Annotated in this window: 13 protein-coding genes; 1 reads left to right on the top strand and 12 read right to left on the bottom strand. The window is 45.4% G+C overall.

Translation table 11 applies throughout. The features are described from left to right. Positions 1–3 precede the first annotated feature (3 nt). The 12 genes from KUL49_RS18140 to KUL49_RS21540 all read right to left on the bottom strand — a co-directional run bounded on the left by KUL49_RS18140 (position 4) and on the right by KUL49_RS21540 (position 13,522). On the bottom strand, positions 4–507 hold the full coding sequence (locus tag KUL49_RS18140; protein ID WP_014947943.1) for a chemotaxis protein CheW: 504 nt from the start codon (positions 505–507) through the stop codon (positions 4–6). After that, positions 504–2,465: a chemotaxis protein CheA gene (locus KUL49_RS18135; RefSeq protein WP_131138185.1), complete on the bottom strand. Its 1,962-nt coding sequence runs from the start codon at positions 2,463–2,465 to the stop codon at positions 504–506. Before KUL49_RS18135 ends, KUL49_RS18140 begins: the two co-directional genes overlap by 4 nt. A 36-nt stretch (positions 2,466–2,501) precedes the next feature. After that, entirely contained in the window at positions 2,502–2,867 is a 366-nt protein-coding gene (locus KUL49_RS18130) for a response regulator (RefSeq protein WP_014947941.1), read from the bottom strand. A gap of 66 nt (positions 2,868–2,933) precedes the next feature. Next, positions 2,934–4,145, bottom strand: coding sequence for a methyl-accepting chemotaxis protein (locus tag KUL49_RS18125; protein ID WP_131138184.1), 1,212 nt, complete (start codon positions 4,143–4,145; stop codon positions 2,934–2,936). Between the two features lie 201 nt (positions 4,146–4,346). After that, on the bottom strand, positions 4,347–5,393 hold the full coding sequence (locus tag KUL49_RS18120; RefSeq protein ID WP_014947939.1) for a chemotaxis response regulator protein-glutamate methylesterase: 1,047 nt from the start codon (positions 5,391–5,393) through the stop codon (positions 4,347–4,349). Next, complete coding sequence (gene cheD / locus KUL49_RS18115) at positions 5,368–5,997, bottom strand: chemoreceptor glutamine deamidase CheD (RefSeq protein ID WP_131138183.1); 630 nt, start codon at positions 5,995–5,997, stop codon at positions 5,368–5,370. Before cheD ends, KUL49_RS18120 begins: the two co-directional genes overlap by 26 nt. A 14-nt stretch (positions 5,998–6,011) precedes the next feature. Then, positions 6,012–6,842: a CheR family methyltransferase gene (locus tag KUL49_RS18110; protein WP_131138182.1), complete on the bottom strand. Its 831-nt coding sequence runs from the start codon at positions 6,840–6,842 to the stop codon at positions 6,012–6,014. A 3-nt stretch (positions 6,843–6,845) separates the two neighbouring features. Continuing rightward, complete coding sequence (locus tag KUL49_RS21480; RefSeq protein ID WP_131138181.1) at positions 6,846–9,746, bottom strand: methyl-accepting chemotaxis protein; 2,901 nt, start codon at positions 9,744–9,746, stop codon at positions 6,846–6,848. A 51-nt stretch (positions 9,747–9,797) separates the two neighbouring features. Continuing rightward, a complete protein-coding gene (locus tag KUL49_RS18100; protein ID WP_014947935.1) occupies positions 9,798–10,301 on the bottom strand; it encodes a chemotaxis protein CheW in 504 nt (167 codons plus the stop codon). Further along, on the bottom strand, positions 10,298–12,391 hold the full coding sequence (locus KUL49_RS18095; protein ID WP_131138180.1) for a chemotaxis protein CheW: 2,094 nt from the start codon (positions 12,389–12,391) through the stop codon (positions 10,298–10,300). Before KUL49_RS18095 ends, KUL49_RS18100 begins: the two co-directional genes overlap by 4 nt. A 37-nt stretch (positions 12,392–12,428) precedes the next feature. Continuing rightward, positions 12,429–12,794 (bottom strand): response regulator, encoded by a 366-nt coding sequence (locus KUL49_RS18090; RefSeq protein WP_131138179.1) that lies wholly within the window; start codon positions 12,792–12,794, stop codon positions 12,429–12,431. A gap of 56 nt (positions 12,795–12,850) precedes the next feature. Next, positions 12,851–13,522: a methyl-accepting chemotaxis protein gene (locus KUL49_RS21540; RefSeq protein ID WP_373995662.1), complete on the bottom strand. Its 672-nt coding sequence runs from the start codon at positions 13,520–13,522 to the stop codon at positions 12,851–12,853. A gap of 926 nt (positions 13,523–14,448) precedes the next feature. Here KUL49_RS21540 and KUL49_RS18080 point away from each other — a divergent pair. Then, positions 14,449–15,162: an HAD family hydrolase gene (locus tag KUL49_RS18080; RefSeq protein WP_242633888.1), complete on the top strand. Its 714-nt coding sequence runs from the start codon at positions 14,449–14,451 to the stop codon at positions 15,160–15,162. Positions 15,163–15,225 lie beyond the last annotated feature (63 nt).

Genomic DNA, 15,225 nt, shown 5'->3' with positions numbered 1-15,225 from the left:
TTCTCAGCCCTCTACCACTTGTGCTTTTGTTTCAACTAAACCCAATTCGTTACTTGTAATTAAGCTTTCAATATTGACTAAAATAACCATGTGCTCATCGACATCGGCCAGTCCGTGAAGGTACTTGCTATCGAACGCCACACCGAACTCTGGTGGCGGCAGCATGTCTTCTTCGGAAAGACGAATGACGTCAGACACGCCATCTACCACAATGCCAACGATCCGCTCGTGAACGTTAAGCATAATGACGATAGTAAAATCGTTATAAGTGGCTTCACCTACGTTGAACTTAATGCGTAAGTCGACGATAGGTACAATGTCGCCACGAAGGTTTATCACGCCTTTAATGAAGTTTGGCGCATTGGCAATTTTGGTAACCTGTTCGTAACCACGAATTTCCTTCACGGTTGTGATATCAAGGGCATAGTGCTCCTCACCCAAGACAAAACTTAAGAATTCGTTCTCTTTCGATGCGCTAACGGCTTGTTGTAAGGCTGCTTCGCTCATAGTGAAACCTCTTCATTTGGAACATTTGTACAGTTAGTAGCCACCGAGTCTGCATCCAAAATCATGGCTACCTTGCCATCTCCCATAATGGTTGCACCTGCGATCCCTGCTACTTTTTTGTAATGTTGCTCAAGGCTCTTAATTACGACTTGTTGTTGACCCACAAGCGAATCCACCAGCACGCCATAGCGCTTCTTACTGCTTTCTAGTAGCACGACGATCCCTTTGGTTGGCTCAGTGATGCCATCGTCTACCTGCATAAGTTGAGTAAGTGACACCAGCGGCCAGTACTGGTCTCTAATCCACAGTACTTTGTCATTGCCAAGGGTTTTCACTTGAGATGATGTGGGTTGAAATGATTCGATAACGTTAAGTAGTGGGATAACGAAAATTTGATCGCCAACCGATACACACATGCCGTCTACGATAGCGAGCGTGAGTGGTAAGTGGATATAAAACGCAGAGCCCTCACCCTGCGATGATTCAATTTCAATACGCCCGCCAATAGACTCGATGTTTCTGCGAACCACATCCATGCCTACACCTCTGCCCGACACATCAGTAACTTCTGCAGCAGTCGAAAAGCCCGCTTGAAATATAAGCTGCCAAATTTCACTGTCGGGCATATCTGGCGTAACCGTGAGGCCGTTTTGTGTGGCTTTCTCTACAATGCGTGCTTTGTTTAAACCGGCTCCATCGTCGATAATACCAATGATGATACTGCTACCTTTCTGCTCTGCACTTAAGATAACTGTGCCGTTTTCGGCTTTGCCGGCTTCAAGGCGTTTTTCAGGACTTTCTATACCGTGATCGATACTGTTCCTTACTAAATGCGTAAGCGGATCGACCAGTTTTTCGATTAGGCTCTTATCTATTTCGGTGTTGCCACCTTGAATCACCAAATCCACTTTTTTGCCTAGCTTCGAAGACAAATCACGTACCACACGAGGGAAGCGATTAAACGTCATGTTTACCGGCAACATGCGCATAGACATGACTGATTCTTGAATTTCACGGGTATTGCGCTGCAACTCGTCTATAGCAAGCTGTAGGCGCTCTCCGACTTGTCCTTCAACTTCCTGCCCCACGTTTGAAAGCATGGATTGAGTAATCACCAGTTCGCCGACCAGATTAACCATCGCATCGATTTTGGTGGTATCGACACGAATTGATGCTGCCTCTTTCGTCGCTGCTTTTGGCTTGGTTTTAACGGGCTTCACAATAGGTTGTTTTGGTGTAACTTGTTGCGAAGAAGATTCAGAAGCGTCTGTTTTTACAGGAAGGGTGTCGGGTTCGAAAAAGCCAAAGCCCTCATCAGCTACGCCGACCTTGGTATTCGCTTCACCTTTAGCCTGCGTCTCTTCTGATGTGGCTTCATCTTCGAAAAGTCCGAAGCCTTCAATGTCATCTGAGATATTTTGACTTTGAGAACTTTCTAAATTGGTTTCTTGAGATTCAGTCTCGTCTTCATCAAAGAATCCAAATCCATCAATCTCGTTGTCTGTATTAGCTTCACCTTGAGCAGTTTGATCACATGTTTCTTCTGCGTTTTGTGGCATTTGTCCTGACGCACTTGCGAGGGTATCTTCAAGGACTTTTATGCTTGCATCAATTTGTTCTTGGGGAAGATCTGTTTGTTCTTTATATGCCGATAAGGTGTCTTTCAATACATCAAGGGTTTGCAAAAATATGTCGACTATGTCTGCCGTAACCTGAATTTCCTGGTTTCGGGCTTTATCGAGCAAATTCTCCATTACGTGAGTCAGATTCATTAGTGCATCGAACCCGAAAATCCCACTGCCGCCTTTGATAGAGTGCGCCGCTCTAAAGATACTGTTCAGCTCTTCGGGGTCGGGCGCATCCACATCCAAGGTCATGAGCAACTGCTCCATATCTTGGAGGTGCTCATCACTCTCGTCAAAAAACACACCGTGAAATTGGTTTACATCAATGGTCATGACTGACTCCCATTTACCCTATTCAAACCGACTCTGTTAACCTAGAACGCGCTTCATCACATCGAGCAGCTTATTGGGGTCGAAAGGTTTCACCATCCATCCGGTTGCTCCCGCGGCTTTGCCTTTTGCTTTCATGTCATCACCGGCTTCAGTGGTCAGCATGACAATTGGCGTCGACTTGAAGTTCGCTAAACCTCTGAGCGATTTGATAAGCGTTAATCCATCCATGCGAGGCATGTTTTGATCGGTAAGCACGAAGTCGAAACGCGCGCCTTGGCATTTGTCCAACGCATCTTGGCCGTCTTGTGCAGTAGTAACGTTGTAGTTCGCTGACTTAAGGGTCATTTCTACCATCTGGCGGATGGACACAGAGTCGTCCACAATCAGTATGCTTTTACTCATAACTCAATCACCTATAAAAATGTCAGGGTTAATCACACATCGTTGTGTAACTATTTATTTTTGCTGTTAAAAAAGTTCTACGTCACCTGCGTCCATTGACGTTGACGAAACAGGGTTGTGATCTGCTTGCCCTTTTTCCGTCAACGAAATCTGGTAGTTAGCTAGGTTGTCTTTCACTTTTGTCGCAGACTCAGGGCTTAGTTCTGAAAGCTGCAACACAATGAAATCAATAATCTCGCGGGTGTAGGTAAGGTTTTGACCGTTTATATCGCCAAATTGTAAGCCGCGAATAGCGGCAGCAGTTGAGTCTGCAAGTTGTTGGCGAATAGCTTCAAGCTCACTTGCGCCCTCTATGTCGGCTTCGGCTTTTTTGATAATGCCTTTTAGCTGCTCGCTAATGGCGTCTTTCGCGTTGACCACGTGAGAAATGTCCTGAGAAGCAACCACTTCTGCAGTTTCCGTTAGTTTATCGATGAGCGATTTGATGTTTTCTATTTGCGTTTTTATAACGTCGCTAAACTGTGTAGAGCGGGTAGATAGCGCACGGACCTCATCGGCAACAACAGCAAAACCGCGTCCTGCTTCACCAGCACGCGCTGCTTCAATGGCAGCGTTTAGCGCCAAAAGATTGGTCTGAGAAGAAATATCATCAATACCACTTAACGCCTCAATGACAGTAGGCATGGCCTGCTGAATGGTTTGTACTTGGGTTTCTAACGCCCTTGTAGACTCGGTCATTTCAGTTGTTGAGGCGATGAATTGCGTTAGTGTGATGTCAGTATCAGAAGCAAATGTCCGCATTTTATCGGCATAGGCACAGTCGCTGTCGTCATCATCTGTCAGCAGATTATTGATGCTAGTTTCTTGTTGGCCTAGAAGGGTTTGTAGCGAAATAAACGAGTCGCTTAATGTGGCAACCGCGTCATTTTGTGTTGAGAATATGTCGGCCAGGTTTGATGAGGTGATCGTCAATATGCTGCTTGCTTCAGATACAGCAACACCCATAGCGTCATTGGCTAACGAGTTTGTGTTTGAATATGAAAAATCTTGTGATGGCGTGCTTGTGCTATTGGCTGCAGAGTCCTGATTACCCTTTGTCACTTTGAGAAGTACGAAAAGCAAAAATAAAACGCAAACAGAGCTGATAGCAAGCCCCAAGTGCGCTATCGAGGTGAAAGCCAGACTCCAACTCGCCAACATCATAAGAAACGCAATAATAAACGCGTTGCTCTTATTAGAGAAAAAGTTATCCAGATAATTTGCTGCAATGGCGACCACAATCCCACCTCAATTGTTACTACCGCGTTAACGGATGTACAAAACACAATCAAATTATGGTCAAGTTTCCAGCTTCAACAATTATACTTTTGAATATTTTTGTTAAATTATTACTTTGGTGACATTTGTGACACACAGTCATCATCATTGCGCTAGACTAAAAAGCTTCAATAGTTCAGCACAGTGGGCATTGCATTAAAATTAAAGGCGTGAGCCCGCGCCCAATGCTTCTAGCGTATCTAGAATTGCATCTGAGATATCTTCTAACGGCTTGATAAAACTCGCGGCTTTCATTTCTACAGCCACTTTAGGCATACCGTAAACAACGCAGGTTTTTTCATCCTGACAGAACGTAACAGAGCCTTTTGTGTGCATACTCTTAAGGCCTTTTGCTCCATCCCGTCCCATGCCTGTAAGCAGCACACCCACCGCGTTTGCGCCAGCATGCTCAGCCAGCGAGTCAAACATCACATCAACGGAGGGCTTGTGTCCTGATACCTTAGGGCCATCATCAAGGGTTAAACGATAGTCAGCGCCGCTACGCTCTACTTTTAAATGTTTATTACCTGGTGCCAAGTACGCAAATCCAGGCAATAAACGCTCCCCTCCGTGCGCTTCTCTCACGGTTATTTCACAAAGACTATCGAGCCGCTTGGCGTAGGTGGTTGTGAACCCTGGGGGCATGTGTTGGGAAATAATGGTGGCCGGTGCATTGCGGGGGAAATGCATAATAACGTCTTTTATTGCTTCAGTTCCCCCAGTTGATGCGCCTATACCAATTAACTTTTCGGTTCCTGTGTAGCGCATAGAAGCATGTTTTGTGCAGCGTGTTTGCGTAGGTTGGCCTAACCTCGAATGCGCTGCTGCTTTTATCTTTTCAACAATAACCGCCGCGTATTCAGCCATACCTTGCGCTACGCCGAGCTTTGGCTTTGCCATAAAATCCACAGCGCCTAGTTCGAGCGCACGCAGTGTTGCGTCGGCACCTCTTTCAGTCAGCGTAGATATCATCACAACTGGGGTCGGCATCGCCTTCATCATTACTTCTAAAAAACGTAACCCGTCTACCTTCGGCATTTCAATGTCCAGTGTAATAACGTCTGGCCTAAACTCTTGCACCATTCGCTTCGCCGCATAAGCATCCGGCGCCGCACCCACAAGCGTTAAACCTGGATCACGGGTTACTATTTCTGAAAGAATTTGGCGGATTAACGCAGAGTCATCAACTACGAGGACTTTTATAGGCATGTGACTGTTCCGAAAATGAAATTACACCCGTCTTAGCTTGTTCAGAAAGTAGAACCCGGTGGGTAGATTCGCGCTCGTAGAGGGTAGCATTGTTAAACTCGCGAATACGCTTCATATAAACATTACCGTCGGCAGGAAAGTAATAAATTTTGCGAGCATAAGTGGACATTAAATCACTACTTATTAACGGTATTTTCGCGTCTTCCAAATACTCCAAGACAAATTCAGCGTTTACTCGTCCAATGTCTTGCTGCACAAACCCAGGAAGCACCTTTCCTCCCCCGAATGCTTTAGCCATCAACTTATTTCGCCGTGCGCCAAGGTGCACAAGCTGATCAATTAACATGTTCATCGCGTGTACACCGTACTTTGTGGCTAGGCAAGCGTCGAGATTGGTGGTGAAGTTGAGGTCGGGCAACATAAAGTGATTCATACCGCCAATCTTCTTTTCTTGATCGAAAATACACGCTGCTACGCAAGAACCAAGAATGGTTACCAGCTCTTTGTCTGAAGCAGTGGCATAATACTGACCCGGCAAAAGTTTAACGGCTTCTTTTTGAAGGCGGTTATCAAAGTATCGAATGGGATTTTCGTCCTGACTCATACTGCAAATTCCTTTTAAACGACTGGCCGATAAATGGTTTTCCCCATGGGAGCGACCAGTTCAGGATACATCGTGAAGTTCTCAGAGTGCCCTGCGACATACATCCCGTCATTGCACATCATTTTAACCATTCGCGCTAAAATTTTGCGCTGCGTGGGTCGATCGAAATAAATTATGACGTTACGGCAAAAAATCACGTCCACTGGCGAATCTACACACCAGTTTGGCGACATCAAATTTAGTGGTTCGAACTGCACCATTTTTCTCAGCTCATCCACTACTCTTACTCTTCCGGTTTGTGCGCCTTTTCCCCTATAGAAAAATTGCGTTTTATAATCGTAAGACAGCTGACTGATACCGTTTTGGGCATACACTCCTTCCCGAGCCTTTTGCAGAACTTTACTGTCGATATCAGTGGCAAGTATTTGTACATTAGGGGTAAAAGTGCCAAACACCGACGCCACTGTCATTGCAATACTATAAGGCTCTTCGCCAGTGCTGCTTGCGGCACACCAAATACGCTTGGTTTGAGGTCGCTTTGTCAGGTAATTGGCAAGTGCGTCAAAGTGATGTGGCTCTCTGAAAAATGCCGTGAGGTTAGTGGTGAGCGCATTAATGAAGTGTTCCATTTCATCTTTACAGCTTCCTACATACGCTAAGTACTCTTTAAAGCTGTGTATCTCTAGTGCACGCAGCCGCCTGGCAAGGCGGCTGTATACCATCGCATCTTTTGAATCAGCTAAGTTAATTCCGGCTTGTTTAAACAGCAGGCTTTTAACCCGTTCAAAATCTCTTCGGCTATATGGAAATTCCCTTTGCGCATCCGTGCTTTGTAGAGCGGTCATACACTAAAACGCCTCCCAATCTGACGCATCTGGTGCCGCTGGGTTCAGCGCTTTCATTCGCTGCTTGGGCACTTCACGCTCTTTAGGTAATGCTTTGCTGCCGTTTAGCGACTGAATGTCAGCATTCTGAGTGGGCTTGCGACTACTTCCCACTTTGAACACAGACACCCGTTGGGCTAGTTCACCCGATTGCTGTCTCATACTGTCTGCAGCCGCTGCTGCTTGTTCAACTAACGCAGCATTTTGCTGAGTCATTTCGTCCATTTGCACCACCGCATTGCTCACTTCCTGTATTCCGGTGGCTTGCTCAGACGATGCCGCTGCAATTTCAGACATAATGTCGTTAACGCGTTTAATTGCAGTGACGATGTTGGCCATGGTTTCCCCAGACTTATTCACCAACACGTTGCCATCACCAATTTTATCGACCGACGCAGAAATTAGCGCCTTTATGTCTTTTGCCGCCTCGGCAGAGCGCTGCGCCAGCGTTCTCACCTCAGAGGCAACAACGGCAAACCCGCGACCTTGCTCGCCCGCTCTTGCAGCTTCAACTGCTGCGTTCAGTGCGAGTATGTTAGTTTGGAAAGCAATGCCATCAATAACGCCGATGATGTCAGATATACGCTGGGCAGAGTCGTTAATTTCACCCATGGTATGCACTACTTGTTCAATGACCTTTCCGCCCTCTGATGCTACTTCTGATGCCTGGCTTGCCAAGCCTTTTGCTTGATCGGCATTCTCTGCGTTCAGCTTCACTGTGCCCGTTAACTCTTCCATGGCTGACGCTGTTTCTTCTAAGCTAGACGCTTGCTGCTCGGTACGACTAGACAAATCGGCGTTGCCGGTGGCGATTTCATTTGAAGCCGTATCGATGGTTTCCACAGCGGTGTGAATTTTCACTATGGTGTCGCGCAGTTCACCAATAAAGTGATTAATAGATTCGCCAAGCACCTTGAAGTCACCTTCTAATGGCTCTTCTATCGTTTTCAGTAAATCACCGTCTGTCAGACTTGCCATAATAGACTTAATACTTTCTACCGCTAAGGTTCTTCCTGTCACGTCCGTGGCATATTTCACGACTCTAAACGGTGTGCCGTTTTGGTCTAGGATTGGGTTGTAAGAGGCTTGAATGTAAACTGGTTTTCCTGACTTGTTGAAACGCTTGTATTCTCCGCTAGCGTAAACGCCTTGGCGCAATTGCTCCCAGAATGCTGCGTATTCAGGGCTGTTTTTGAAAGCAGGGTCCACAAAAATACTGTGATGCTTTCCTTTCACTTCATCTAGGGTATATCCCATCGCGGCTAAGAAGTTGCTGTTTGCGTTTAAAATTACCCCCTCAAGGTCAAACTCAATGACGGCCTGTGACTTACTTATGGCATTTAATTGGCCTTCAAAGTAGGCGTTTTTCAACTTCTCTTCGGTAATGTTAGTCGCGTATTTGACCACCCTAAACGGGTTGCCATTCATGTCTTCTATAGGGTTGTAAGAAGCTTGGATCCAAACGGCTTTTCCTGCTTTGCTTACGCGCTTAAATTCTCCTGAGAAGAAATTACCTTCTTTAAGTTCAGACCAAAAACGCTGGTACGACTCTGACTGTCTGGTTTCTTCATCCACAAATAGTTGGTGATGTTTACCTTTGATTTCGTCTAGTCGGTAGCCCATGGTGTTAAGGAAGTTGTCGTTAGCAGTAATGATAGTGCCGTCGACATCAAACTCGATCACAGCCTGAGATTTACTGATAGCGTTAATTTGTCCTTCGAAATACGCATTTTTTAACTTGTCTTGCGTTACATCGGTGGCAAATTTAACGACTTTAAATGGCTTACCCGAACTGTCGAAAATGGGGTTGTACGATGCGCGGATCCATATTTCCCTGCCACCTTTTGCAATGCGTTTATATTCACCCTCACTGTGTTCTCCGGCTTTTAAGCTTTGCCAAAAAGCAGCATATTCAGCGCTTAACTTATAGCTTGGGTCAACAAACATGCTGTGATGCTGCCCTTTAATTTCAGAAAGGCTGTAACCCATTGCGGCGAGGAAGTTTTCGTTGGCGTTAAGAATATTACCTTCTAGATCGAACTCAATAACGGCCTGTGACTTATTAATGGCCGTAATCTGTCCTTCGTAATCGGCATTTCTTTGTTTTTGCGCTGTAATATCAGAGGCAAACTTGATGATGTAATCTACGTCACCGTTGTCATCAAATACTGGGTTGTAGGTCGCTTGGATCCACACCTCTTCGCCTTGCTTGTTAATTCTGCAAAACTCGCCGCTGTGTACGTCGCCGCTTTTTAGTTTTTTCCAAAACTGCTGATATTCTTCGCTTTGAGCGTAATCACTGTCGACAAAAATGCGATGGTGCTTTCCCACCACCTCACTTTCGCTATAACCCATTGCGGATAAAAAGTTATCGTTGGCCGACAAGATTTCTCCGTCTGTCGTAAACGATATCACCGCCTGGCTTCGCATAATGGCATCGACCATACCTTTGTTGCGTTTATTTTCAGTGTTGTCCTGCCACTCGGTGACATAAAGCTGAGTGCCATTCTCGTCTATCGTTATTGTAGATGCACTTACACAAAAGCCGTGCTCAGCAAGAGAAACGAGGTGCTTATCGCCGGAAGTATGGGTAAGTAAATAGGACAGGTTTTCTGAAGAGCTTGCCCCATTTGCGATGTCGTCTATGTGCTTTCCTGATAGTGAAGACTCGCCATCGTTGACAGTAAAGTCCTTAGGGTAGGCCTTTGTCATTCGCAGGAATGCGGGAGTGTGGTAGTGAATAACCCCCGACTTGTCGATAACCAACAAGTTTGAGGCACTTGCCTTTAGAATATTCGACTTCAATAGCGAGTCGTGCTTCGCTATTTTTAACTCTTCGCCGTTCAGAAAATTAAATACGCCCATAACTAATATTTCCCAATGTCAGGTGTTTCCGTTTAGTGAAGGACCTTGTAACTACGCGTCGTCTTTTACGCTCTCAGGTGCGACTAAACCCAGCTCTTCGCTGGTTATTAAGCTTTCTATGTTCACCAGAATGACCATGTTTTCATCTACATCAGCTAAACCGTGTAGATACCTGCTGTCAAAAGCTACGCCAAACTCTGGTGGCGGAAGTACTTGTTCTTCAGACAAGCGAATAACATCGGATACACCATCTACCACGATGCCAACAATACGCTCTTGAATATTCAGCATTATCACTATTGTGAAGTCGTTATATGTGGCCTCGCCTACGTTAAACTTAATGCGCAAGTCCACGATAGGAACGATGTCACCACGCAAATTAATCACGCCTTTTATGAAGGCTGGCGCATTCGCAATCTTAGTGACTTGTTCGTACCCTCTAATTTCTTTTACTGTGGTGATGTCCAAGGCGTAATGCTCATCGCCAAGCACAAAACTTAAATATTCTTTGTCCTGTCCGCCGGTAACCGCTTGATGCAAGGCAGTTTCACTCATGAAAGTAACTCCTCTATTTGACTGGAGGTATACGTTGTAGCAATGGAGTCTGCATCGATAATAAGTGCGACTTTTCCGTCGCCCATAATGGTTGCCCCCGCTATTCCAGCCACCTTACGGTAATGCTCTTCTAAGCTTTTAATCACCACCTGCTGCTGACCGACGAGCGCATCAACCAAAACACCAAAGCGTTTTTTACTGCTTTCAAGCAACACAACAATGCCTTCTGTGGGAGAAAGCGCGGCATCCTCTACTTCCATGAAGTCGTAGAGGGGCACCAAAGGCCAGTATTGATCTCGTATATAGAGAACGGTGTCGTTGCCCAAGGTTTTCAGCTGCTGCTTAGTAGGCTGGAAGGATTCAATAATATTTAAGAGTGGGATCACGAAGATTTGCTTACCCACCGACACACACATGCCATCAACTATGGCTAGCGTAAGTGGCAAGTGAATGAAGAAGGCTGAACCTTCACCGGCGCTAGACTCGATATCGATACGACCGCCAATCGATTCGATATTGCGGCGCACCACATCCATACCTACCCCTCTTCCCGATACATCGGTAATGGCTTCGGCAGTTGAAAAACCAGGTTGGAATATAAGCTGCCATACTTCTGAATCAGGCATGTCATCAGATACGGTGAGCCCGTTACTTCGCGCTTTATCGAGAATTCTGTCGCGGTGAAGACCGCCGCCATCATCAATAATGCTGATAATAATGCTACCGCCTTTCTGCTCGGCACTTAGAATAACCGTGCCTTTTTCTGGCTTGCCAGCAGCGACACGTTTGTCGGGCATTTCTATGCCGTGATCGATGCTGTTGCGAACGAGATGGGTAAGGGGGTCGACAATCTTTTCAATTAAACTTTTATCAATTTCCGTGCTGCCTCCCTGGAGTACCAGTTCTACCTGCTTACCTAACTTACCTGCCAAATCTCTTACTAAGCGCGGGAAACGATTTAAGGTTGCGGTTAGCGGGAGCATGCGCATAGACATCACTGATTCTTGAATTTCCCGGGTGTTTCGCTGCAGCTCATCAATAGCTAGCTGTAGCCGCTCGCCAACCTGCCCTTCAACGTCTTGCCCTATCATAGACAGCATTGACTGGGTGATAACCAGCTCTCCGACTAAGTTAACCATGGCATCAATTTTAGTGGTGTCTACACGAATAGAGGCCGATTCGCGGGCGGTGCTCTTTTTCGCTGGCGGTTTTGGTGGCGTTTTGGCTTGTGTTGTCGTGGGGGCAACGCCACTTGTTGGCGCTTTATCATTGTTAGATGTTGTTGCTGTATTTAATTGAGTACTCGCGCTTTGCGCGTTATTACTACTCGCAATTTCTAGGGAAGTATTGATATTGGTAGCTGACGGTGCGTCTTCGAAAAAACCGAAACCCTGCTCTACTTCAGCTGTTTCGGCTTTAGTCGTTTCAGTTTGTGCGTCGACGGTATTATTCGATATTTCATCATCGAAGAAGCCAAAGCCGTCATCGTCATTATTCTCACTTTTAGTGTTGTCGGCGTGAGAGAGCACTTCGTTAACTGGCTCGTCGTCGAAAAAACCAAAACTGTCGTCAGCGGCTTCAATAGCACTATTAGGCTCATCGTCAAAGAAACCAAAGCTGTCGTCCTGAGCGCTTTCGTTTTGCGCATTCACGCTTGCTTCTGAAGAATCGTCACCATCGCCTGAGGCTGCGTCTGTATATTGACCGTTGATTACGCCATTTAGAATTTTAATGCGCTCGGCAATACTGTCTTCTGGTACGGGGGTCTCATCGCGGTAGGCGTTAAGCGTGTCTTTTAAAACATCGAGAGTTTCTAAAAGCACATTTACAATGTCAGCGGTAACACTAAGCTCATTGTTGCGGGCTTTATCTAACAAGTTTTCCATCACATGCGTTAAATTCATCAACGCATCAAAACCGAAAATACCGCTGCCACCTTTAATCGAATGGGCAGCGCGAAAAATGCTATTTAGCTCTTCAGGATCAGGGGATTCAACATCTAAACTCATCAATAGCTGTTCCATATCGTCGAGATGCTCATCGCTCTCGTCGAAAAACACGCCATGAAACTGTTCTATATCGATGCTCATTCCGAATCCTTCCAGATTTTAGGAGTGGGTGGGCGATTTAGCCCAGCACGCGCTTCGTTACATCAAGAAGCTTGTTTGGATCGAAAGGCTTTACCATCCAGCCTGTGGCGCCAGCGGCTTTACCTTTTGCTTTCATATCGTCGCCTGCTTCTGTAGTAAGCATAACAACAGGCGTTTTGCTGTAAGTCCCCAAACCGCGCAAATTTTTTATAAGCGTAAGGCCATCCATTCGTGGCATATTCTGATCGGTTAAAACAAAATTAAATTGCTGACTTTTGCATTTATCTAACGCATCTTGCCCGTCTTGGGCTGTCGTAACGGTATAGCCCGCACCTTTTAGGGTCATTTCTACCATCTGACGAATGGATACTGAATCGTCAACAACTAGAATGTGTTTGCTCATATGCTCACTTCTCCAAAGTAGGTCATTACTGACTGTGCTTCCTGTTCCTTGCTTAGCTAGAACAATTCGACTTCCCCAGCGTCCATAGATGTTGCAGACACAGGGTTGTGGTCATTTTTCCCTTTCGCAGCGAGTCCTTTTTGGTACTCGTTTAATGCACTGACGAAACGCTCGATATTGTTGGCGTCTAACGTCGCCAACTGCTCTAAAATGAACTTGATCATATCTTGGGTATACTGAATGTGTTGGCCGTTGATATCGCCAAACTGCATACCCCGAATGGCCGCATTTATCGACTCGTCAAGCTGAGAGCCAATGTCTTCAATCTGTTTAGTGGTTACAAGGTCAGCCTCCGCTTTCTTTATAATCTCAGACAACTGCTCACTGATATGTGATTTAGCATTAACCACCTGAGAAATATCCTGCGACGCTACAAATTCGGCAGTGTCTGTGAGCTTATCTACCAGACTTCTTATGTTCTCGACCTGGGTTTTAATCACATCACTAAACTGAGTGGAGCGAGTTGAGAGCGCCCTGACTTCATCAGCAACAACAGCGAAGCCACGACCAGCCTCACCTGCTCGCGCCGCCTCTATAGCCGCATTCAAAGCAAGTAAATTAGTTTGTGCAGCGATGTCATCAATACCACTCAGTGCTTCAATTACCGTAGGCATGGCCTGTTGAATGGTTTGCACTTGCTCCATTAGGTGCTTTGTCGACGACGACATCTGTTCTGTAGAATCAATGAATTGCGTTAGTGTTCCATCGGTTTCGCGGGCGAAATTGCGCATTCGGTCGGAGTAAGACTGCGTATGCGCTTCGTCCACACTTAGCAGATCTTCAATACACTCAATTTGTTGAGAAACTAGTGATTTCAAACTGCTAAAGGCGTGAGACAAAGTTTCTACTGCGTCATCCTGCGTTGATTTGATGTCCGATAAATTGGCGTCACAAGTGCCAAGTGAAACACTTAACCCTTCACTGGCTTTTTCAATATCAGCATTTTTGCTTGCCGCCATATCCGCAGCACTATTCTCTGTCGGGTATATCTCGTCGCTTTCGCTGTTACTTTTTGAGTGAATAAGGGCACCAATCACCACTGCGCCGGTTAGCACAGCGAGAGCGGCTAACGCCGATACTGAAAAGTAGAGCACCCACGAAGCGATAACTCCAATACCTGAAATAGCAAATATAGTGTTTACTGCGCTCTGCTGATTTGAAGATGTGTTGTTAGCTGACAAAAAACTCTCCTTGAGAATTACGCGCGGCTTAGTTTCACCCTGAACATTCAACTGCCGGTTGCTTCTTTCAGACAAGGCAGTTGAACGAAGCAGCTAGCTTCCTATCATTATTAACAGTTCGAAGTTTCTCACTTCGCTTAAAATCACAGGTGTTAAGCCAAAAACTATCTCTTTAAAACACAGAGTAATGGCGCGTTACCTCTTTTAAAAAGTAACAACGTTATATTTCGCTGCGTTTTTACATATGAAGTAAGCGTAGTACCCATTTTGAAAAGTAGGCAAGAACATGCATAAGTTTTTTATTAAAAAAGCGTTTTTTGGCTTTAACTGCGCCTAAAAAGCGCAAACTAGTTCTTATCAGGCTTGTTTTCAGAGTATTTGACGTAATTCCGCTATGCGACAAGTGCGCGACTATGCAGGTTGCTCTTTCTGAAATCGAAACATTCATGTGCGACTATGGTGCACACCACTCCCTAGTAATTTATCCATACATGCCATTAATTATTTTTGATTTCGATAACTGCTTAGCACCGGGCAATAGTGTAGGTGAAGACATATTGCTACCTCTATTCGATGTCATCGAGTCAGATAAGAGTAACGATTTAACTCCCTCTATGAGACAAGAAATGCGTCTGGATTTTTGGCGTAAACCTTTGGACTATATTGTTGAAAAATATAAGTTCTCTGAGCATTCAAAATCTGCGAGTTATGCTTACTTTTCGCAGTTGAATATTGCGCACCCTATTGAAGGCTATGAAGACACTCATTTAGTTAATGCGTTTGAAGGGGTGAAGCTACTTGTAACTTCTGGATTCCAAAAATTTCAACATTCGAAAATTCGCCAATTGGGCGTTGAAGATGCTTTTGAAGACATTTACTACGATGACCCAGGTAACCCGCCTAGAAAAGGCAAAGCATTCTACTTCGACATCATAGCCAAAAAATATAATACAGCTTCGAGTGAGGTATGGGTTATTGGAGACAGTGAGGAGTCAGAAATTAGTGCGGGTAATAGTTTAGGTATGAAAACGGTTCAGATACTTCGACCGGGCGTTAAAAAGTCACCAAAGGCACAATTCCATGTGTCTTCGCTTCAAGAATTTTTAAGTTTGGTACAGATGTCTTAGCGCCTGTTGGACTAGGTCTGCGATTAGCGCTAGAAAAGACATAAAGCGGAAACAAAAAAGCCC

This window comes from Alteromonas sp. KUL17, assembly GCF_006538305.1.
GTDB classification, from domain to species: Bacteria; Pseudomonadota; Gammaproteobacteria; order Enterobacterales; family Alteromonadaceae; genus Alteromonas; species Alteromonas macleodii.
Note: the sequence above shows the minus strand (reverse complement) of the source record. Positions and strands in the feature narration are given on the sequence as shown.

What these genes read in the sequence shown, in the direction of transcription:
- KUL49_RS18140 (WP_014947943.1), bottom strand. Translation starts at nt 507, where the DNA reads ATGAGCGAAGCAGCCTTACAACAAGCCGTTAGCGCATCGAAAGAGAAC.
- KUL49_RS18135 (WP_131138185.1), bottom strand. Translation starts at nt 2,465, where the DNA reads ATGACCATTGATGTAAACCAATTTCACGGTGTGTTTTTTGACGAGAGT.
- KUL49_RS18130 (WP_014947941.1), bottom strand. Translation starts at nt 2,867, where the DNA reads ATGAGTAAAAGCATACTGATTGTGGACGACTCTGTGTCCATCCGCCAG.
- KUL49_RS18120 (WP_014947939.1), bottom strand. Translation starts at nt 5,393, where the DNA reads ATGCCTATAAAAGTCCTCGTAGTTGATGACTCTGCGTTAATCCGCCAA.
- cheD (WP_131138183.1), bottom strand. Translation starts at nt 5,997, where the DNA reads ATGAGTCAGGACGAAAATCCCATTCGATACTTTGATAACCGCCTTCAA.
- KUL49_RS18110 (WP_131138182.1), bottom strand. Translation starts at nt 6,842, where the DNA reads ATGACCGCTCTACAAAGCACGGATGCGCAAAGGGAATTTCCATATAGC.
- KUL49_RS21480 (WP_131138181.1), bottom strand. Translation starts at nt 9,746, where the DNA reads ATGGGCGTATTTAATTTTCTGAACGGCGAAGAGTTAAAAATAGCGAAG.
- KUL49_RS18100 (WP_014947935.1), bottom strand. Translation starts at nt 10,301, where the DNA reads ATGAGTGAAACTGCCTTGCATCAAGCGGTTACCGGCGGACAGGACAAA.
- KUL49_RS18095 (WP_131138180.1), bottom strand. Translation starts at nt 12,391, where the DNA reads ATGAGCATCGATATAGAACAGTTTCATGGCGTGTTTTTCGACGAGAGC.
- KUL49_RS18090 (WP_131138179.1), bottom strand. Translation starts at nt 12,794, where the DNA reads ATGAGCAAACACATTCTAGTTGTTGACGATTCAGTATCCATTCGTCAG.
- KUL49_RS21540 (WP_373995662.1), bottom strand. Translation starts at nt 13,522, where the DNA reads ATGTCGTCGTCGACAAAGCACCTAATGGAGCAAGTGCAAACCATTCAA.
- KUL49_RS18080 (WP_242633888.1), top strand. Translation starts at nt 14,449, where the DNA reads ATGCAGGTTGCTCTTTCTGAAATCGAAACATTCATGTGCGACTATGGT.